Source organism: Amycolatopsis sp. w19 (assembly GCF_051373225.1).
GTDB classification, from domain to species: domain Bacteria; phylum Actinomycetota; class Actinomycetes; order Mycobacteriales; family Pseudonocardiaceae; genus Amycolatopsis; species Amycolatopsis japonica.
This window is the reverse complement of the sequence record NZ_JBPQFM010000004.1, coordinates 415,778-433,142: the sequence shown is the minus strand read 5'-3', so window position 1 is coordinate 433,142 and position 17,365 is coordinate 415,778. Positions and strand designations below refer to the sequence as shown.

Annotated in this window: 21 protein-coding genes; 6 read left to right on the top strand and 15 right to left on the bottom strand. The window is 70.3% G+C overall.

Annotated features, from left to right (window positions below; genetic code table 11):
- The 4 genes from ACSMFO_RS12760 to rimP all read right to left on the bottom strand — a co-directional run.
- Positions 1-282: translation initiation factor IF-2 N-terminal domain-containing protein (locus ACSMFO_RS12760; protein ID WP_436458773.1), on the bottom strand; the 282-nt coding region annotated here is incomplete at its 3' end.
- Positions 283-427: 145 nt separating this feature from the next.
- On the bottom strand, positions 428-643 hold the full coding sequence (locus ACSMFO_RS12755; protein ID WP_016332600.1) for a YlxR family protein: 216 nt from the start codon (positions 641-643) through the stop codon (positions 428-430).
- Between the two features lie 110 nt (positions 644-753).
- The gene (gene nusA / locus ACSMFO_RS12750; RefSeq protein ID WP_350580487.1) at positions 754-1,794 is read right to left on the bottom strand and encodes a transcription termination factor NusA; all 1,041 of its coding nucleotides are present in this window, start codon (positions 1,792-1,794) and stop codon (positions 754-756) included.
- The gene (gene rimP / locus ACSMFO_RS12745) at positions 1,791-2,330 is read right to left on the bottom strand and encodes a ribosome maturation factor RimP (RefSeq protein ID WP_436458772.1); all 540 of its coding nucleotides are present in this window, start codon (positions 2,328-2,330) and stop codon (positions 1,791-1,793) included. Before rimP ends, nusA begins: the two co-directional genes overlap by 4 nt.
- 135 nt (positions 2,331-2,465) lie before the next feature.
- Between rimP and ACSMFO_RS12740 the strand changes: the two genes are divergently transcribed.
- The gene (locus tag ACSMFO_RS12740; RefSeq protein WP_038516611.1) at positions 2,466-3,395 is read left to right on the top strand and encodes a ferritin-like domain-containing protein; all 930 of its coding nucleotides are present in this window, start codon (positions 2,466-2,468) and stop codon (positions 3,393-3,395) included.
- Between the two features lie 96 nt (positions 3,396-3,491).
- On the opposite strand, the gene ACSMFO_RS12735 is transcribed toward ACSMFO_RS12740, so the two are convergent.
- The 5 genes from ACSMFO_RS12735 to ACSMFO_RS12715 form a co-directional block, all read right to left on the bottom strand.
- The gene (locus ACSMFO_RS12735; RefSeq protein ID WP_350580484.1) at positions 3,492-4,112 is read right to left on the bottom strand and encodes a hypothetical protein; all 621 of its coding nucleotides are present in this window, start codon (positions 4,110-4,112) and stop codon (positions 3,492-3,494) included.
- A gap of 88 nt (positions 4,113-4,200) precedes the next feature.
- On the bottom strand, positions 4,201-5,220 hold the full coding sequence (locus ACSMFO_RS12730; protein ID WP_436458771.1) for an aminotransferase class V-fold PLP-dependent enzyme: 1,020 nt from the start codon (positions 5,218-5,220) through the stop codon (positions 4,201-4,203).
- A gap of 10 nt (positions 5,221-5,230) precedes the next feature.
- Positions 5,231-5,992: an isocitrate lyase/PEP mutase family protein gene (locus tag ACSMFO_RS12725; RefSeq protein ID WP_436458770.1), complete on the bottom strand. Its 762-nt coding sequence runs from the start codon at positions 5,990-5,992 to the stop codon at positions 5,231-5,233.
- 477 nt (positions 5,993-6,469) lie between these two features.
- Entirely contained in the window at positions 6,470-7,975 is a 1,506-nt protein-coding gene (locus ACSMFO_RS12720; protein WP_436458769.1) for a PH domain-containing protein, read from the bottom strand.
- A complete protein-coding gene (locus ACSMFO_RS12715) occupies positions 7,972-8,484 on the bottom strand; it encodes a PH domain-containing protein (RefSeq protein ID WP_051972611.1) in 513 nt (170 codons plus the stop codon). Before ACSMFO_RS12715 ends, ACSMFO_RS12720 begins: the two co-directional genes overlap by 4 nt.
- 84 nt (positions 8,485-8,568) lie before the next feature.
- Here ACSMFO_RS12715 and ACSMFO_RS12710 point away from each other — a divergent pair, with 84 nt between their 5' ends.
- Complete coding sequence (locus tag ACSMFO_RS12710; RefSeq protein WP_038516780.1) at positions 8,569-9,189, top strand: TetR/AcrR family transcriptional regulator; 621 nt, start codon at positions 8,569-8,571, stop codon at positions 9,187-9,189.
- On the opposite strand, the gene ACSMFO_RS12705 is transcribed toward ACSMFO_RS12710, so the two are convergent.
- Complete coding sequence (locus ACSMFO_RS12705; RefSeq protein ID WP_436458768.1) at positions 9,172-9,825, bottom strand: GOLPH3/VPS74 family protein; 654 nt, start codon at positions 9,823-9,825, stop codon at positions 9,172-9,174. The genes ACSMFO_RS12710 and ACSMFO_RS12705 overlap by 18 nt on opposite strands.
- Positions 9,826-9,827: 2 nt before the next feature.
- On the bottom strand, positions 9,828-11,282 hold the full coding sequence (locus ACSMFO_RS12700; protein ID WP_436458767.1) for an ArnT family glycosyltransferase: 1,455 nt from the start codon (positions 11,280-11,282) through the stop codon (positions 9,828-9,830).
- A 113-nt stretch (positions 11,283-11,395) separates the two neighbouring features.
- Between ACSMFO_RS12700 and ACSMFO_RS12695 the strand changes: the two genes are divergently transcribed.
- Positions 11,396-12,604 carry a sensor histidine kinase gene (locus ACSMFO_RS12695; RefSeq protein ID WP_436458766.1) on the top strand — a complete coding sequence of 403 codons (1,209 nt, stop codon included), beginning with the start codon at positions 11,396-11,398 and terminating at the stop codon, positions 12,602-12,604.
- The gene (locus tag ACSMFO_RS12690; RefSeq protein WP_436458765.1) at positions 12,601-13,251 is read left to right on the top strand and encodes a response regulator transcription factor; all 651 of its coding nucleotides are present in this window, start codon (positions 12,601-12,603) and stop codon (positions 13,249-13,251) included. The genes ACSMFO_RS12695 and ACSMFO_RS12690 overlap by 4 nt, the downstream gene beginning before the upstream one ends.
- On the opposite strand, the gene ACSMFO_RS12685 is transcribed toward ACSMFO_RS12690, so the two are convergent.
- From ACSMFO_RS12685 to ACSMFO_RS12670, 4 genes are all read right to left on the bottom strand, one after another.
- On the bottom strand, positions 13,241-13,603 hold the full coding sequence (locus ACSMFO_RS12685; RefSeq protein ID WP_037343032.1) for a winged helix-turn-helix transcriptional regulator: 363 nt from the start codon (positions 13,601-13,603) through the stop codon (positions 13,241-13,243). The two genes, ACSMFO_RS12690 and ACSMFO_RS12685, sit on opposite strands and share 11 nt — an antisense overlap.
- Before the next feature lie 35 nt (positions 13,604-13,638).
- Positions 13,639-14,220, bottom strand: a complete 582-nt coding sequence (locus ACSMFO_RS12680; protein WP_436458787.1) for a TetR/AcrR family transcriptional regulator — start codon at positions 14,218-14,220, stop codon at positions 13,639-13,641.
- Between the two features lie 51 nt (positions 14,221-14,271).
- Positions 14,272-14,709 carry an SRPBCC family protein gene (locus tag ACSMFO_RS12675; protein WP_073846689.1) on the bottom strand — a complete coding sequence of 146 codons (438 nt, stop codon included), beginning with the start codon at positions 14,707-14,709 and terminating at the stop codon, positions 14,272-14,274.
- 250 nt (positions 14,710-14,959) lie between these two features.
- The gene (locus tag ACSMFO_RS12670) at positions 14,960-16,750 is read right to left on the bottom strand and encodes a CocE/NonD family hydrolase (protein WP_436458764.1); all 1,791 of its coding nucleotides are present in this window, start codon (positions 16,748-16,750) and stop codon (positions 14,960-14,962) included.
- A 73-nt stretch (positions 16,751-16,823) separates the two neighbouring features.
- Here ACSMFO_RS12670 and ACSMFO_RS12665 point away from each other — a divergent pair, with 73 nt between their 5' ends.
- Together ACSMFO_RS12665 and ACSMFO_RS12660 are read left to right on the top strand one after the other, a co-directional pair.
- Complete coding sequence (locus ACSMFO_RS12665) at positions 16,824-17,192, top strand: hypothetical protein (RefSeq protein WP_350578525.1); 369 nt, start codon at positions 16,824-16,826, stop codon at positions 17,190-17,192.
- Positions 17,189-17,353 (top strand): hypothetical protein, encoded by a 165-nt coding sequence (locus ACSMFO_RS12660; RefSeq protein WP_436458763.1) that lies wholly within the window; start codon positions 17,189-17,191, stop codon positions 17,351-17,353. The genes ACSMFO_RS12665 and ACSMFO_RS12660 overlap by 4 nt, the downstream gene beginning before the upstream one ends.
- Positions 17,354-17,365: the final 12 nt, after the last annotated feature.

The following is a 17,365-nucleotide window of genomic DNA, read 5'->3' as shown; positions in this document are numbered from 1 at the left end:
CGGGGCCTCGGTCTTCGCCGCGGGCGCGGGCTGAGCGGGCTTCGCGGCCGGAGCCGGGGCAGCGGGCTTCGCCGGCGGGCGCGGGCCGGGAGTCGGGACGGGCTTCTTGCTCTGGCCGTCCTTGGACGAATAAGCGTCACGGAGACGTCGGGCCACGGGTGCCTCGACGGTCGAAGACGCGGACTTCACGAACTCGCCCTGGTCCTTCAACTTGGCGAGAACTTCCTTGCTGGTGATGCCGAGCTCTTTCGCGAGCTCATGTACTCGGGCCTTGCCTGGCACAGCTCTCCTCATCTGGGGAGGCCGGCGGCAGACCCGCAGACCTCGTCCTATTGTCGCGCGTTCATTGATTCAGCTTCACGGCTGACTCATGACGGGTCGACCTGCTTCCTGATTCCATCCGGCACCGGGGATGTCCCGGCGCCCTTTAGCCTTCGGCGTGCCGCTCCAGGCGTTCGTGGACACCCTGGGCGTCGAGCGACCCCGGAACACGAAGTGCTCGGGGGAACGCCCTGCGCCGCTCGGCCTTGGCCAGACAGTCCGGCACGGGGTGCAACCAGGCACCCCGGCCCGGCAGCCGCCGACGTTCGTCGACGACCAACCGACCGTCCGCCGCGACCACTCGCAGCAACTCGCCGATCAAGGCCCGCTTACGGCAACCCACACAGGTGCGAACCGGGGCATCCCGGTCATGCTGGAGGTCGGTTCCCGGCCGCGGGCTCTGAACCACTCGTAAGTCTAGCGCTTCGACCTTCACTCAGCCGAACCGGTTGCCGCGGCGGGCCGCGCCTGCCCGGCGTGTGCTTCGTCACCCTGCTCAGGGGCGGCGTCGCTGCGGATGTCGATCCGCCAGCCGGTGAGCCGGGCGGCGAGGCGGGCGTTCTGCCCCTCCTTGCCGATCGCGAGCGAAAGCTGGAAGTCCGGCACGACGACGCGAGCGGTCTTGGCCCGCTCGTCGACGACCTTCACCGACACAACCTTCGCGGGCGACAGCGCATTCCCGACGAACTTCGCCGGGTCTTCGGAGAAGTCGATGATGTCGATCTTCTCGCCGGCCAGTTCGCTCATCACGTTGCGCACACGCGCGCCGACCGGGCCGATGCAGGCGCCCTTGGCGTTGACGCCGGGCACCGTCGAGCGGACCGCGATCTTGGTCCGGTGTCCCGGTTCCCGCGCGACGGCGGCGATCTCGACCGTGCCGTCGGCGATCTCGGGGACTTCGAGGGCGAACAGCTTGTGCACCAGCTTCGGGTGCGAACGCGACAGCGTGATCTGCGGGCCGCGGTTGCCGCGCGAGACGGTGACGACGTAGGCCTTGATCCGATCGCCGTGCTCGTAGGTCTCGCCCGGCACCTGCTCGATCGCCGGCAGCACGCCTTCGATGTCGCCGACCTGGATGACGACCATGCCGCGGGCGTTGGCGCGGGCGTCGCGCTGCACCACGCCGGCGACGAGCTCGTTCTCCTTGGCGGAGAACTCGCCGAAGGTCTTCTCGTGCTCGGCGTCGCGAAGACGCTGCAGGATGACCTGCCGCGCGGTGGTCGCGGCGATCCGCCCGAAGCCTTCGGGGGTGTCGTCCCATTCCTCGTCGGTCTGGCCGTCCGGGGTGAGGGTGTGCGCGAGGACGCGGACCAGACCGCTCTTGCGATCGATGTCGATCCTGGCGTGCGGCTGGTGGCCCTCGGTGTGCTTGTACGCGGTGAGCAGCGCGGTTTCGATCGCTTCGATCACCGTCTCGAAGGGGATGTCCTTGTCCCGTTCGATCGCGCGCAGCGCGGCGATGTCGACGTTCACTTCGGCTCCTCCTTCGGCTCCGTGGTGGCGGCGTTCAGGGCCGACGCATCGGTTTCCAACAGTTTCAGGTCCTCGGCAGGTGGTTGCTTGAACTCGATCTCGATGACCGCCTTGGTCACCGAGGCGTAGGGGACGTCCCGGATCTCGCCGTCCACGAGCACGCGCGCGGATTTCTCCCCCGCGTGCCCGACCCGGCCGATGAACGCCGTGCCTTCGGCGGGCGTGACCTTGACGAGACGGAACTTCGCGCGCCGCCAGTGGCGTGGCAAGGTCAGCGGCCGGTCGAGACCCGGCGAGGTGACTTCGAGCGTGTACGCGCTGGCGATCACGTGCTCGTTCTCGTCGAGCGCGGCGGAGACGGCGCGGCTGACGCTCGCCACCTCGTCCAGCCCGACGCCGTCGTCCCCGTCGACGACGACCTTGACCAGCTGGCGGCGGCCTGCCTGCTGGACCTCGAAGGAATCGAGGTCGAAACCCGCGGCCGTGACGGCTTCGGCCACGATGGGCTCCAGCCTGCTGGCGAGGTCGTTGGGCACGGTGGAGCGCTCCTGTTCGGCTGTGGGCGACCCGGCGGCGTGGATCCGGGTTCGGTAGTGGACCAGCTTATCCGGTCACCCCCGTGTGACGCGCGAGCGGCGGCCCCGCGCGGGGTACTGGCAGGATGGGGCGGCGTGACCGGAAGATCGACAGAGCCGAGCCGTCGCACTTTCCTGCGGATGGGGGCGCTGGCCGCGCTGGCCGTGCCGCTGGCGTCCGCCTGCTCCCCCGGCTTCGACGAAACCCCCGACCCGCTGGGCCCGCTGCTGCGCGCGGCGGAGACCGACGCGGCCGGTGCGAAGGCGCTGGGCGCCGAGGGCGAAGCGGTCGCCACCGCGCGGGCCGCGCACGCGGCGGCGCTGAAGACCGAGGTGGACCGGCTCAACCGGCCGAAGCCGGATCAGCCGGGTCCGGCGGCGACACCGCCGCCGTCGTCGCTCGATGGGCTCAAGGAACGGCTCGCCGTGGCCCGTAAACAGGCCGAAGGTCTCGTGCCCACCCTGCCTCGCTACCGCGCCGGGATGGTCGCCTCGATCGCGGCGGGCTGCGCGGCGCTGCAACAGAGTTCGGAGAAGCTCGGCCGCGGCGACGACGCCGGAGCCGTCGAGGTGCCCGCCGGCGTCCAGCTCGGCGGGGAGGCGGCGGAGGCCGTCCAGCAGGCGTTGGCCGCCGAACACGCGGCGATCTGGGTGTACGGGCTGGTCAGCGCTTACCTGCCCGCGGCGTTCAGCGGCGCGGTGTCGCGGGGTACGGCCGAGCACGTCAAACGCCGTGACGTCTGCGAACGCATGCTTTCCGCGGCGGGACAGACGCCCACCGGCCCCGAGGCCGCGTACGTGCCGCCGAGGCCGGTGACCGAGGCGAACTCGGCGATGGAACTGGTGGCGACCGCCGAATCGGACGCGTCCGCGGCCTGGCTCGGCGTGCTCGACCGCACCGATGACGCCGCCTTGCGGACGACCGCGCTGAACGCGCTGATCGGGTCAGCGCGGCGGGGTACCGCCTGGCGGGCTGAGTTCGGCGCGAAACCGGTGGCGATCGCGATGCCGGGCCAGTCGGCCTGAGGCTCTTCGCGTCCCTTCAAACGCTAGGAAAGGACCGTTCCTTGCAAAATTTGCAAGGAACGGTCCTTTCCTAGCATCTGGAGGCGGGGATCCCGGTCAGCGGCGCAGGTCGCCCGAGAGCCGCAGGGCGTCGGTCGCGATCTTCTCCAGCACCGGCTTGTCCTTCTGCTTGTCGTAGAAGCCGGCCAGCACGATGGCCACCTCGGGCCCGGTGACATGGGAGTCGTAGGCCGCGTCCTGGCCCGAGATCTTCGGGGCGCCCTGTGCCTTGAAGGTCCCGTCGCGCACCAGGTCGGACACGTTGCCCGTGCCGTCCTTGTCGGTCAGCGCCTTGAGCTGGGTCGCGGTGACCTCACCGGGCATCGTGACCAGGACGACCGACACCAGCGCCTTCTTCCCACCGGTCTCGGTCGTGTACAGCGCCCGCGACAGGCGCGTGCACGGCGTGTCGGTGAAGAACTTCTTGGTGTCGCCGTAGGCCTTGCTCGCGCAGTCGGTGGTGACCTGCGGGCCTTCGACCAGCGTGTACTGGAACTGGCCGGTCTTCGACGGCGGGTCCGCGACCGGCGTCGGCTCCGGCTCGTGCCGGATCAGCCACCAGAGCAGGGCCGAGACGACCGCGATGGCGACCAGCCCGCCGCCCTTGAGCGCCAGGGCCTTGGTGTCCCTCGGCGGCTTCGGCGCGGACGGCGGCCCGCCCGGCCCTGCCGGTCGCACCGGCTGAAGCCGGGCCGTTTCCGTCGGTCCCGGGGTAAATTGCGCACCAACCACGGGAACATACGGTAGTTCACGCGCTCCCGGCGGTTCACCTGAACGTGCTTATCACCCGTTCCACGTCGTCAGCCGTGTTGTAGAGATGGAAGCCGAATCGCTGCCTTCCGGCCCGGGTACCGGCCACGATGCCCGCTTCCGCCACCCGGCGGGCGCCGGCGTCGAGCGAGACGATCGCACTCCCCTGACCGGGTGAGCCGATCGCTTCGAGGAGTGAGTCGGCGAGGCCCACGCAGTGCGCGCGGACGGCTTCGAGGTCCAACGACGCGAGGTAGTCGAGAGAGGCGGCGGCGCCGACGAAAGCGAGCCACGCCGGGGACAGGTCGAGCGACCGGGCACCCTCCGCCAAGCGCAGCGGGAGCCCGTAGACGGTCTGCCAGCGGTCTTCGCCCGCGTACCAGTTCGCGGCGACCGGCACGGCCCGCTCCAGCACCCGCGGATGCACGGCCAGCCAGGCCGCCCCGCGCGGGGCGAGCAGCCATTTGTAGCCCGCGGCGACCACCCAGTCGGCCCAGCCGAGGTCCAGCGGCCGCCATCCGGCGGCCTGGGTGGCGTCGAGCAGGACCGCCGCGCCCGCCGCCTCGGCCGCGGCCCGGAGCGCGGCGAGGTCGACCTGGGCGCCGTCCGCCGATTGGACGACGCTGACCGCGACGAGGTCGTGCCCTTCGACGCGCTCGGTCAACTCGGCCAGCGGGACTTCGGTGACCTTCACCCCGCGGTGCGCTTGAGCTGCGAAGGGGAAGGTGACGCTCGTGAAGTCGTTCGCGGCGACCAGGACGCTGGCGCCGTCGGGCAGTCCGGCGGCCACGTTCGCGATCAGCTGTGAGACGGACGCCCCGATCGCGACCCGCTCCGCGGGGACGCCGATCAGCGCGCCGAAGCCCACCCTGGTCCGCGCGACGGGCTCGTCGAAGTCGGTCGGGCGGGCCTCGCCGCGCCGCCACCGTTCGACCGCCTCCGCCACCGCGTCGGCCACGTGCGACGGCGGGATACCGATGCTGGGCGTGTTCAGATAACCGGGCGGGACGGCGAATTCGGCTCCGAAGGTCTGCATGCTCCCGAGGTTAATGAGAATCCGGGAGCAGGGCCGCGACGTCGGCGTAGGAGGGCGGGGCCAGCGGGAGTTCGCCGCCGTCGCGCACGGCCTCCACCGTGCGCAGCGTGGCGGCCAGCGCCATCCGGTACGGCAGCGACCCGAGACTGATCCGGGCGACGCCGAGCCCGGCGAGCCCCGCGACGGTGACCTTTCCGGGCAGGAACAGCAGGTTCACCGGCACCCCGACGGCCTTCACCAGACGTTCGACGTCCGACGCCTCGGCGAGCCCCGGCACGAACACTCCGTCGGCGCCCGCGTCCACATAGGACAGAGAACGGTCGATCGCGGCGCCGATGTCGGGCTCTCCCAGCCAATGCGTGTCCGTGCGGGCGTTGACGAACAAACCGGGAGCGCGGTCCTTCGCGGCCGCGATCTTGGCCGCGTGCCGCACCGGGTCGCCCAGGGCGTCTTCGAGGTTGATGCCCGCGACACCGGCTTCGGCGAGCTCCGCCGCCAGTGCGCCGACCTCGCCCGGGTCTTCGCTGAACCCGTCGGCGAGGTCGACGCTGATCAGCGCGTCGAGCCCGGCGAGCCGCCACGCCAGCCGGACGGTGGCGTCCTTCGAGGACGGGGCACCGTCCGGCTCGCCCTCGGCGGCCGAGACCCCGAGGCTGGTCGTGCCGAGTGCCGGGAAGCCTTGCGCGGCCAGGAAGGCGGCGGTGCCGAACTCCCAGACGTTCGGCAGGAGCAGCGGGGAACCGGGGACGTGGAGTGCGGCGAAGGCGGTCATGGCACGACGGTAGCCAGCGGACACTTCGGTGACGGCCGAAGCGTCGGTCCCGGTGGTCGTGAGTGGCAAGGGCGGCTCTCTTGAGGGCAGGCCGAAGGTGTCGTGCGCAGACACGGCACCGCCGGCCGCCGTGGCGGCTCAGGCCGCTGACTGTGTGGATTTTGGGACGTTGGATGACCCGAAATCCACACAGTCCCCTGTCATCGAGCCCGCAGGTCTGTGAAGAACGGCCGGTATTGATTGTCTACGTCTGACCTGTGTGTGAGCGGGATTCGCTCCGTTCCAGACCGGGTCGAGTGTTGTCCATGAAGGATTGGGGACGTTCACTGTCCCAAATCCTTCATCAACGGATCCAAACGTGGAGGAGCCGAGACGTTCCGCGCCCCGAATTCCTCAGGCTCGACCCACACCAGTGGGTAAGCAAAACGAGTCCCTCAAGGAGTCCTTCACGGACCGGCGCCCCACCGGACCGAAACATCAAGCCCGTTCCAGAAACGGCGTCAGCAGCTCCGGCACCGACTCCTCCGCGAACAGCAGCCCCTGCTCCTCCCCCGCGTCGTACACCGAGTATGCCCCGGCACCGGCGGCCGTGGTCGCCACGACGGTCAGCAAACCCTTGCGCCGCTGGAAGATCGACTGCTTCACCGTCCAGCCGATCACGCCGTCGCGCTCCAGCGCGAACGTGCTCCGCCGCACAGTGCCGTGCCGTCCGACGAGGTACCGCCCGGTGATCCCGTGCCCCAGGTTGCGATAGGCGTCCAGCGCCAGCAGCACCGACGCGGGCAGCAGCACCACGCCGAGCGCGGCACCGATCACCAGCAGGACGTCGGTCAGCAGGAAGCCGAGGATCGCGAAGATCGCCAGCAGGACCACCACCGAGCCGATCCACCAGCGCAGCAGCCGTCCCCGCGCGGCGCGCGGATGCCCGGTCAGCCGGACGGCTTCGGTCGGCGAGACCGGTTCGCGCAGCACCGCCGCGGCGATCCGGTTGGCCGTCGCGACCGGCGCGGCGGGCAGAAGCGTGTGGTAGTCGGTCTTGTCCTTGTCGTCGCTTTGGCGCATGCCGGTGGCGATCGCGTCGACGCGCGCCGCGCCGGAGATCCGGTTCCCGAGCGGCTCGACGAGGTCGATGCCGCGCATCCGGCGTTCCTCGATCGAGATCGAGCGCGTGGTGAACAGGCCCCGGCGCACCCGCAGCGTGCCGCCGGCCTCGCGGTCGAGCCGGTAGTTCCACCACATCTCGACCCACAGGCCCAGCGCGCCGATCAGGCCGACGAGCATCGCGATCGCCAGCAGGATCAGGATCGCCACCGCCGGCGGGATACCGCGGAACAGCCCGATCACCCAGTCGATCAGGCCCTTCTGCAGACCCGCCCATTCGGAGACCTGCATGAGCCCGCCGCCCGCGGCGAGCCCCAGCGCCGGGGTGAGGAACGACATCGGCGCGTAGCGGATCCAGCTCCGGTCGAGTTCGGCCAGCGGCGCGTCCTCGTCGGTCGCCACGGTTTCCGCGCGGCGCAACAGTTCCGCGCGCAGCCGCTCGGCTTCGGCGCGCGAGACGGGGTTGAGCTTGATCCGGCCCTGCCCGCCCGACTCGTGGGAGCCGGTGCCGATGGTCACCACTGCCACGCCGAACAGCCGGTGCAGCGGGTTCGCCGTCAGGTCGACGTTGCGGATCCGCTCGCGCTGCAGGGACTTCCGCGAACGGAAGACCAGGGTGAACGCCGTCTCCAGACGTTCCGGCGTGAGCCGGTAGCGAACCCCCTTCCAGTAGAAGAGATCCGCCAGCACGCCGCCGGCGACGAGGACCAGCCCGCCCGCCACGACCCAGGCGAGCGCGACCCAGAAGCTCGCGCCGCCGCCGACGATCGCGGCCGTGGCCGGGATCGCGGCACCGACGGCCGCGCCGGCCATCATCACCGCGGTGACGGCGAGTGTCCGCTTGTCGAGCGTGTTCCAGCCCTCGAATTCGCCCGAGGTCATGTCGCGTCCCCTGGCGTCGCCTGCGTCGTTTCGGTGAGCTGCTCCGCCAGGCTCGCGGCCAGTTCGTGGTCGAGGCCGCGGATCTTGACCGCGCCCCGCGCCGACGCCGTGGTGACCGTGACGGTCGCGAGCTTGAACAGCTGCTGCAGCGGCCCGCGCAGGGTGTCGACGGTCTGGATCCGCGACATCGGCGCGACTCGCCACTCCTGCCAGAAGAACCCGGAGCGCGCGTACACCGCCGTCTCCGTGACCTCCCAGCGATGCACCTTGAACCACCACAGCGGCATCGCGATCACCCACGCCAGGCCCGCCACCGCGAACACCACCGCCGGCGTCAGAAGCCAGAACCGCGCGGGCGTGATGAGCAGGCCGAGCACCACCAGCACCAGTACCGGCGCACCCCAGAAAAGCGTTCCCTGCAGCCGCCACCAGCCCACGACCCGCTGATCCAGCACGTTCCGCGGCGGCCGCAGCCGCACCTTCCCCCGTTCGGCTTCCACCGAGTTCACCCCCGAGCTCGTTTACAATGCGATTGCATCGTAATAACCTGGGACAGTAGTGGCAATGCGATCGCATTGCAAACGGCGGAACGGATGGTGAAGGTGCCGAAACAGGTGGATCACGCCGCGCGCCGCGCGGAGATCGCCGAGGCGCTGACGCGGCTGACGGCCACGCGAGGCCTCGAAGGAGTCAGCCTCCGGCACGTCGCCGCCGAAGCGGGCATGTCGATGGGTTTGGTGCAGCACTACTTCAAGACCAAGGACGAGATGTTGCTGTTCGCCGTCGAACGCCGCTCGCAGGTCTACGAAGAGCGCATCAAGGCCCAGCTGGAGGCCGGCGAACTGCCATCGACACCCCAGGCCATCATCCGCGCGATCATGGTCGAGATCCTGCCGCTCGACGAGCGCCGCCGCGGCGACTGGCTGATGGGGGTCGCGTTCTTCATCCGGGCGATCTCCGATCCCTCCTTCACGGCCGCGTTCACCGACGGCGTCCCGCAGCTGTTCGAACTGCTCGCCCTCCTGATCCGCCAGGGCCAGGACGCGGGCACTGTCGACAAGTCGGCCGATCCGATGCACGAGTCCGCGATCCTGTGGGCCCTCGCCGATTCACAGGGCACCAACATCGTGATGAAGCACCGCACGCCGGACGAGGCGCTGTCCACAGTGGACTACTACCTCGACCGGCTGTTCGGTTCAGCCCCCGCCGGATGAGGACGCTGCCGACGCCCGCACCGCCCGTAGCTCCCGGAACAGCTTCCGCAACGCGGGGACCGCGTCCCCGCCACGCTCGCCCAGTTCTTCGATCCGATCCCGGTAACGACGCCTGTCCCGGCCCGAAACGACACCGCGGAGCTCCACCGCGGCCACCAGCGCGGTGAGCGCGGCGTCCACGGTGTCCACATCGGACGCCGGCGCCGGACCGCGCAACGCCTGATCGACCGAGGCCCGCACCCTTTCCACGACGGCCGGATCCCGCACGACCGGACGGCGCGACGGGAACAACCCCAGGATCCGGGCGGTCTTCAAGTCGATCACACCCGCCGTGTCCAGCTGGGACTCCAGTGCCTCCAAGGTGCCACGCGCGTCCTTGCGCACCCACCCTTTCCACTTGCGCGGGCTCTCCCGGCCGATCTCGGCCAGCAGCTCGTCGAGGACGAGGTCCCCGGTCGGCCCGGCGCCCGACACCGCGACCCGGCCGTCCGCGTCGGTGACGCGGCCGCGCAGCACGAGATCGGTGAGCGCGGCGCCGCGGATCAGCAGGCCCGCGCGAGCCCGGTCGCGCAGCTTGGCCTCGCCGACGTCGCACGCGAGCAGATAGGTCTTGGCGGGCAGCGAAAGTTCGGTCATCGTCAGTGCCTTTCCAGCTTGGGCCAGATCTCGTCCCAGGAACCCCGTCTACCGTCGTACCGCCACAGCAGTCCTTCCACCACCGGGGTCACCGTGGCGAAGTAAGGCTTGAGCAGCCCCGGATCGAATCCCAGGAACAGCACGCCGTCCGCCGAATCCGGGGGCCGGTCGAAATACCGGTAGCCGCGATGTCCACTGTAGACATGGTCTATGCCGTACCGCCTGCCGTAGAACTCCGTGGCGGCGGCGAACGGATAGATCTCGGCGTAGACCGCTGTGCGTGCGCGCTGATCCGGCGGCAGGGCCGCGTAGGCCTCGCCGACCGCCTTGACCAGTTCCTGTTGCGGCAGTTCACCACCGGCGAAGGAACTGCCGAGCGCGATCGGCCCGAAGCTCGTCCTGGCCATGGTCGCCGGATAGATCGGCAGGCCCGCGAGGGTGATCACCGCCGAAAGCACCATCACCGGCCACGCCACCGGCCGCCATCGGGGGACGTGCTTCGCGAAGCCCGTCGCCGCAGCGGCGAAGGGCAGCGCGAAGACGCCCATCAGATAGTAGGAACGTCCGTGCAGCACCAGGAACGCCACGATCAGCGCGGCTATCGCCACCCCCAGGAAGCGATAGCCGCGAAGTTCGCGGGAGAAGTTCAGCCGGGCTAGCCCGTAGACGAACGCGAGCACACCCGCCCCGACCCCCGCCGTCAAGAAGCCGTCGCGCAGAAAAGGCCACGTGCCGGGGAATTCCGCCGAGACGACGTCGTTCATGATCAGATACGGCCAGCCGTTCCGCGCCTGCCAAAGCAACGTCGGGATCGTCGCGACGACGGCGATTCCCGCGCCGAGCCACAGTTTCGGCCGCCGCACGAGCTCTCTCGGCCCGAGCACCAGCGCGGAGAGCAGGGCGAGCACCCAGAAAGCCGGGACGAGGAACTTCGTCTGCAGGGAGACGGCGGTGACGACGCCCGCCCAGACCAGCAGCCCGTCCCGGCGAACGCGTACCCAGCGGACGACCAGCCAGACGATCACCGTCCAGAGGAACGGATCGAAGACGTAGGTGCCGATCCAATGACTGACGATGATCACGCCGGACGTCGCGTAGAGCCCGGCCGCGAGCACCTGGGCGCCGCGTCCGCCGCCCAGTTCCCTGGCGATCAGCGCGGTGACGACCACTCCGGCGGCGGCCGCCAGGGTCATTGGCAGCCGCAGTATCACCAGCGAACCGGGGAACAGGGTGTCCATCGCCCCGGCCAGGGCGGGGATCAGCGGCGGCTGGTCGAAGTAGCCCCACGCGAGGTGTTCCTTGCCGGCCATCAGGAAGTACAGCTCGTCGAAACCGTGCGCGTAGCGGCCGCTCGTGGCCAGCAGCGCGCCCCCGGCCAAGGTGGCGACGACGAGCACCGGGAGGCGGGCGAAGGTCTGCTCCCGTCCTGTCCGGACGGTCTGGGTCGCGATGCTCATGGTCTCCAGTCCAGCCGAGACGCTCGCTGCCGGATACCGGGTAAGGAGGGTCATGGGATAGACGAAAGTTGCGGGTCACCCCGTCACGGTCGCCGGGTGGTTACCGTGATCCGGTGGAGAGAAGCAGGTCGTTCCGGCCGGGTCCGGTCGACACCGGGTGGCTCACGCTGGCGGCGCTCGCGTTCGCAGGCCTGGACGTCACGCTGTACGTGTTCGGCGAACCGACGTCCGGCTGGGCGGGGCCCGCCGCGGGCGTCACCCTGCAGGTGCTGCTCGATCTCTCGCTGATCCTGCTGTTCCGGTTCCCCCGGCTGGTCGCGGGCCTGATCGTGGCGGGCGGGCTGCTGATGCTCGCCTCGGATCTGCTCTCCCCCGGCCTGCTGGTGCCGGAACGGCAGCTGACGCTGATGACCGTCCCGACGATCACCCCCGTGGTGCTGAGCCAGCTGGCCCGCCTGATCGACCGGCGGACCCTGCTGTGGCTGACCGCGATCCTGGCGGTCTGCGCGTCCCGGCCGTGGGACGCGCACTGGAACACCACCCCGTTCGGGCTGCTGAGCACGGCGCTGCCCACCACGCTTTCGCTGTATTTCGAGGCCCGGCGCCAGTTGCTGCGCTCGCTGCGGGACCGGGCCGAACGGGCCGAACGCGAACAGCACCTGCTCGCCGAACGCGCCCGTGCCGAGGAGCGCCGGAAACTGGCCGAGGAGATGCACGACGTCGTCACGCACCGGTTGAGCCTGATGGTGCTGCACGCCGGCGCGCTCGGCGTCGTCTCGGCGGACGAGGCGGTGCGGACCTCCGCGGAGGACATCCGTCGCGAAGGCGCGCTGGCGCTGGACGAACTGCGTGATCTCGTCGGGGTGCTGCGCAACGGAGCGAACGCCGGGCCGCCCACCCTGACCGAGGGCCAGGCGGGCGATCCGGCGACGCTGGTCGCCGAATCGGCGTCGGTGGGCATTCCGACCGAACTGATCGTGCGTGGCGACCCCGGGCGGATCTCCCCGACCGTCGCCCGGACGGCGTACCGGGTCGTGCAGGAAGCGCTGACGAACGTCCGCAAACACGCGCCGGGCTCGTCCGCGACCGTCGAACTCCGCCACCACGCGGACGGTGTGGACGTCGCGGTGGAGAACACGCGTGCGGGCACCCCACCTGATCCGGCGCTGGCGGGCAGCGGTTCGGGCGCCGGGCTGGCCGGATTGCGGCAACGGGTCGAGCTGATCGGCGGCCGGTTCGCGGCGGGGCCTCGACCGGGCGGCGGATTCCGCGTCGATGCGATACTGCCCGCCTACGTCCCGACGGCGGAAGGGGATCGGTGATCCGGGTGGTCGTCGTCGACGACGAGCCGATGGTCTGCGCGCATCTGCGGACGATCCTCGGCTCCGCGGACGACATCGAGGTGGTCGCGCAGGCGCAGGACGGCGCCGAGGCGGTGGAGGCCGTGATCCGGCACAAGCCGCGCGTGGTGCTGATGGATCTGCGGATGCCCGGTGTCGACGGGCTGACCGCCATCGAGCGGATCGCGAAACTCCCGGAGCCGCCCGCGGTCGTCGCGCTGACGACGTTCGACGCGGATACCTACGTCATCCGCGCGCTGCGGGCGGGCGCGGCGGGGTTCCTGGTGAAATCCACCCCGCCGGAGGAGCTGATCGGGCTGGTCCGGGTCGCGGCCGACGGGCATACGGTGCTCTCGCCCGAAGCGGCGCGCCGTCTGGTGGCGATGTCGGCCGACGGGCGGCGCCGCGGGGACGACGCGCGCCGGAAGACCGAAGGGCTCACCGAACGCGAAATCGACGTCCTCGCCTGTCTCGGCGAAGGACTGTCCAATTCGGACATCGCGGCGCGGCTGCACCTGGCGGAGGCGACGGTGAAGAGCTACGTGTCGCGGATGCTGGTCAAGCTGGGCTGCGCGAACCGGACCCAGGCGGGGCTGCTCGCGCACGAGGCAGGTCTGGTCAAGCGGTGAGCTGACCGTCGTAGCTCTTGCGGGCGTCGAGCACCTCGCCCATGTGGACACGGGCCCATTTGTCGAGCATCTCGAGCGGTTCGGCGAGGTTGCGGCCGAGGGCGGTGAGCTCGTACTCCACGTGCGGAGGGATCTCCGGATACGCGGTGCGCGTCAGGATCCCGTCGCGGACGAGGCTGCGCAGGGTCTGGGTGAGGACCTTCTGCGAGATGCCGCGCACGCGTTTGCCGATCTCGGTGAACCGGAGCGGGCCGTCGCCGAGCACGCCGACGATCAGCACGGTCCACTGGTCGCCGATGCGGTCGAGCAGCGCGCGGGTCGGGCAGTCGGGGTCGTACGGGTTTCCGAGCACGTGACCTCCTCACTCTCCTGGGGAGAGTAACACGCTCAACGAGAGGGAGCGGGCTGCATCAACGCCTCGAACAGCAGGATCAGATGGCGGCGGCCGCGCTCCCAGCGCGCCTCCAGTTCGGACTGGTCGCGGGTCGCCCAGCTGGCGATGAGGATGCCGCGGACGACGTCCATCGCCGTGTACACCGCGTGCAGGAACTCCGGATGCGCCGAATGGTCCGGCAGCAGGGCCTTGCCGAACTCGACCAGGCTGCTCGTCGCGATCGGCTCGACCACCGCCATCTGGGCGCGCAGCTCCGCGTCGGTCCGCGACGCCACCCACAGCTCGACGGTCGCCGAGAAGACCGGGCCCTGGTGCATCTCCCACAGCAGCTGCAACGCGTCCCCGACCGGATCGGCCGAGGCCTTGAGCCGGTCGATCTCCGCCATCGCGACCTCGGCGCGCTTGGCCGCGAGATGCCGGATCGCCGAGGTGACGAGGTCGGTCTTGGTCGGGAAGTGGTGCACCTGCGCACCACGGGTCACCCCGGCGCGGTCCGCGACGCGGGTGGTCGTGGTGCCCGCGTAGCCGTACTCGACGAGACAGTCGATCGTGGCGTCGAGCAGCCTGACGCGCATCGCGGCGCTGCGTTCCTCCTGCGTGCGTCGTGGGGCTGCCATGCGCCTACTTTATGGTGCGCCGCGCGAGGCGCGCGCCACGAGGCTCTCGACCATGCGCCCGATGAAGTGGCCGAGGAACCGGCGATGGAACCAGCCGGTGCCCGGGATCTTGGCGGTGAACGTGGAATGCCAGTGGATCGCGGTGCCGTCCCGCTCAGGGGTGAGGTCGACGTAGGCGCGGTAGTCCCGCACCGGGAGCCCCTTCTTCAGCGAGTAGCCGAAGCGTTTGCCGGGTTCGAGCGCGATGACCTCTTCGCAGCTGTTGACGCCGTTGGTGCTGAAGACGCCGATGGCGCCGAGACCGTTGGCGTCTCCCTTGTCGAGCAGGCGGAACGAGCCCATGGGCGACCAATCGGGCCAATGCTCGCGGTCCACGAGGAGCGCGTAGACGGCATCGGGGCTCGCGCTCGTGTGGCCGTGGACGGAAATGCGCTGGATCTTCGCCATGCGTTCTCCTTCACCGGGGCTCGTGCCAGGGAAAGCCATCCGGGGAGGCGGCCGGCGCAGCCAGAAGCCGGGCAGGCTCATGGTTCCGACCTTAGCCAGACGACGCCCCTCCCCTCTCGCATTCAGAGGACTAAACGCGGGCGCGATCTCCCCTTCCGCGCCCGGGCGCTCATGTCGCGAAAGCCACTTTCGGGACATCAGACGTCGCGAAAGTGGCTTTCGCAACACGCCACCCACCGCATTCAGAGGACTAAACGCGGGCGATGGGCACCGAGAGCGAAGTCCCGCCCAGTTCGAACGTCACCCGTGAGCCGAGCGCGGGGAGTGCCGGGTCGAACATGTCCCCATCGGTCCCGCCCAGGACGAGCGCCAGCCGGTGCCCCGCCGCGACGACGTGGTCGAGGCTGCTCAGCCGGAACGTCATCGTGTACGCCTTGCCCGGCACGAGCGGCTCACCCCGCCACAGCGACCGATGATGGCCGAGGTCCGCCCAGCCGGTCGCGACGATCTGTTTGTCCACAGTGGTCAGATCGGCGACGGTGTCGAGGAAGCAGCCGGTGTCCGCGGCGGTGCCCGCGCCCCAGCAGGAACGGGTCGTCAGATCCTTCGTGCCGAGCGCCGGCCACGTCGTGTTCCGCACGGTGGCGGGCCCGTAATCGACCAGCACCGCGCCGAGCCGCGCGCCCGGCTTGTCCGAACGGGCGGTCACCGTCACCGTGGCGGTCCCGGCCACACGCGTGTCCACCCGCACCGGCTCACCGGCGAAGACGACCCGATCCGAGCTGGGCTGAGACGGGTTCTCCACCCACCGCGACGCCCCGCGCGCCGGATCGTCGGTCACCAAAGCCGTCCCCGGCGACGGGCGATTCCCCAGCCCGCCCGACACGGACGGCCACACCACGCGCGTCCCCGTGACAGGCGGCCAGCGGCGTTCGTCGGTCCAGCGGTCCGGCGTGTGCTCGACGCGGATCGCGGGTTCGGTCTCGACGCCGTTGCGGACGCCGAGCAGCCAGCGGTCGAACCAGCGGTGCAGCGTCCGCACGAACAGCGACCGGTCGAGGTCGAACGGATCGACGTGCGCCGCCTGGTGCAGCCACGCCTTGCGCGGCACACCGTGGGCGTTCAGCGCCTCCCACCAGGGCCCGAACTGGATCGGGTTGACGTTGAGATCGTGGAAGCCCATGGACGCGAAAACGCTCGCGCGCACCTTGCCGGTCTTCGCGACGTAGTCGAGACCGCGCCAGTACTCGTTGAAGTTCCCGTCCGTCCCCGCGCGCCGCGCGTTGTCCTCTTCGAACGGACGGCACAGCTTCTCGGCACGCTCGTTGTAGAACCCGGCGCCGCCCGCCCAGCCGAAGTAGGCGCCGTGGGAGTTGTGGACCTCGTAGTACGAACTGACCCCCGCGATCGGCACGATCGTCTTCAACCCCTCGATCCCGGACGCCGCCATCCCGATAGCCGTCGCGCCGTCCTGCGATTTCCCGATCGCGCCGACCGACCCGTTCGCCCAGCCCGCGCGGACCCGCTCGGGCCCGAACGGCGTGCGGAAGGCCTGAGCGCGCCCGTTGAGCCAGTTCACGACGCCGTTGCCGGACGCGACGTCGTCGAAGCACCCGGACGAGCGGTTGGTGCCGCCGACGTCGACCAGCACGACCGCGTATCCGCGCGGGACGAAGTAGTTGTCGTAGAAGAGCGGGAACTGCGACGGCGTGCCGTCGGGGAGGTACGTCTTCGGCTGGCGCTCGTTGCCGCGCCCGACCTTTTCGAAGTACGGGCTGACGTCCATGATCACCGGGACGCGCTGCCCTCGCGCGGCCGGTTCCGCCGGGCGGATGATGTCGGCGGCGACGCGGTCGGCCTGCCCGTCGCGGTCGAGGTCCTGGCCGGTCTCCACCCAGGCGGTCTCCCGGATGGCCTTCTCGTAGGAGAACACCGGCTCGCTGACGCCGTCACGCAGGACGAACGCGGGTAACGCGACGGCGGGTGCGGCGGTGAACAGCAGTGTCGCCACGACGGTGGCGGTCAAGGTCTTGAGCCCCATCGTCCGAGTATCGCTTACAAAACCCGAACATTTCCCCCACATTCCTCGTATCCGGTCGCGCCACGCTCTTCGCATGCTGAAACACACCATCGCCGTCTGCCTCACCGCCGCCGGCCTCGTCGCGCTCGCCCCCGCCGCCTCGGCCCAGGCACCGATCACCCTGAGCCCCGAAGAGTCACAGACGCTGTGCGCCGAATGGCTGCCCAAGCTCACCCAGCGCACCACGAAGCTCACCGAACGCATCAACGGCGGCCCCGAGGTCCGCGGTTCGGTCGCGAACCTCAAGGCCAGGGCCGAGGGCCAGCGCAAGAAGGGCCACAACGACACCGCCGACAGGCTCCAGAAGCGCGCCGACAAGCGCAGCGGACGGCTTCCCGAACTCACCGCGGCGAAGCAGAAGCTCGACGCGTTCGCCGGGGCGCACTGCAAGGCGGGCAAGTGAAACGCCTGCTGGCCGTGGGTCTGACCGCGCTCGCGTTGTTCGGCACGGCCGCGTGCGGCGACGACGCGCCCGCGTCGAGCCCGGCGCCGGGCGAGCTGAGCGACGTCCAGCACACCCTCGACTCGATCGAGCAGGACATGGCCGGCGACCCGGCCCCGTGACAGGATCGGCCG

Coding starts and splice junctions, on each gene's coding strand:
- ACSMFO_RS12730 (WP_436458771.1), bottom strand. CDS start 5,220: ATGCAGACCTTCGGAGCCGAATTCGCCGTCCCGCCCGGTTATCTGAAC.
- ACSMFO_RS12725 (WP_436458770.1), bottom strand. CDS start 5,992: ATGACCGCCTTCGCCGCACTCCACGTCCCCGGTTCCCCGCTGCTCCTG.
- ACSMFO_RS12720 (WP_436458769.1), bottom strand. CDS start 7,975: ATGACCTCGGGCGAATTCGAGGGCTGGAACACGCTCGACAAGCGGACA.
- ACSMFO_RS12710 (WP_038516780.1), top strand. CDS start 8,569: ATGGTGAAGGTGCCGAAACAGGTGGATCACGCCGCGCGCCGCGCGGAG.
- ACSMFO_RS12705 (WP_436458768.1), bottom strand. CDS start 9,825: ATGACCGAACTTTCGCTGCCCGCCAAGACCTATCTGCTCGCGTGCGAC.
- ACSMFO_RS12700 (WP_436458767.1), bottom strand. CDS start 11,282: ATGAGCATCGCGACCCAGACCGTCCGGACAGGACGGGAGCAGACCTTC.
- ACSMFO_RS12680 (WP_436458787.1), bottom strand. CDS start 14,220: ATGCGCGTCAGGCTGCTCGACGCCACGATCGACTGTCTCGTCGAGTAC.
- ACSMFO_RS12675 (WP_073846689.1), bottom strand. CDS start 14,709: ATGGCGAAGATCCAGCGCATTTCCGTCCACGGCCACACGAGCGCGAGC.
- ACSMFO_RS12670 (WP_436458764.1), bottom strand. CDS start 16,750: ATGGGGCTCAAGACCTTGACCGCCACCGTCGTGGCGACACTGCTGTTC.
- ACSMFO_RS12665 (WP_350578525.1), top strand. CDS start 16,824: ATGCTGAAACACACCATCGCCGTCTGCCTCACCGCCGCCGGCCTCGTC.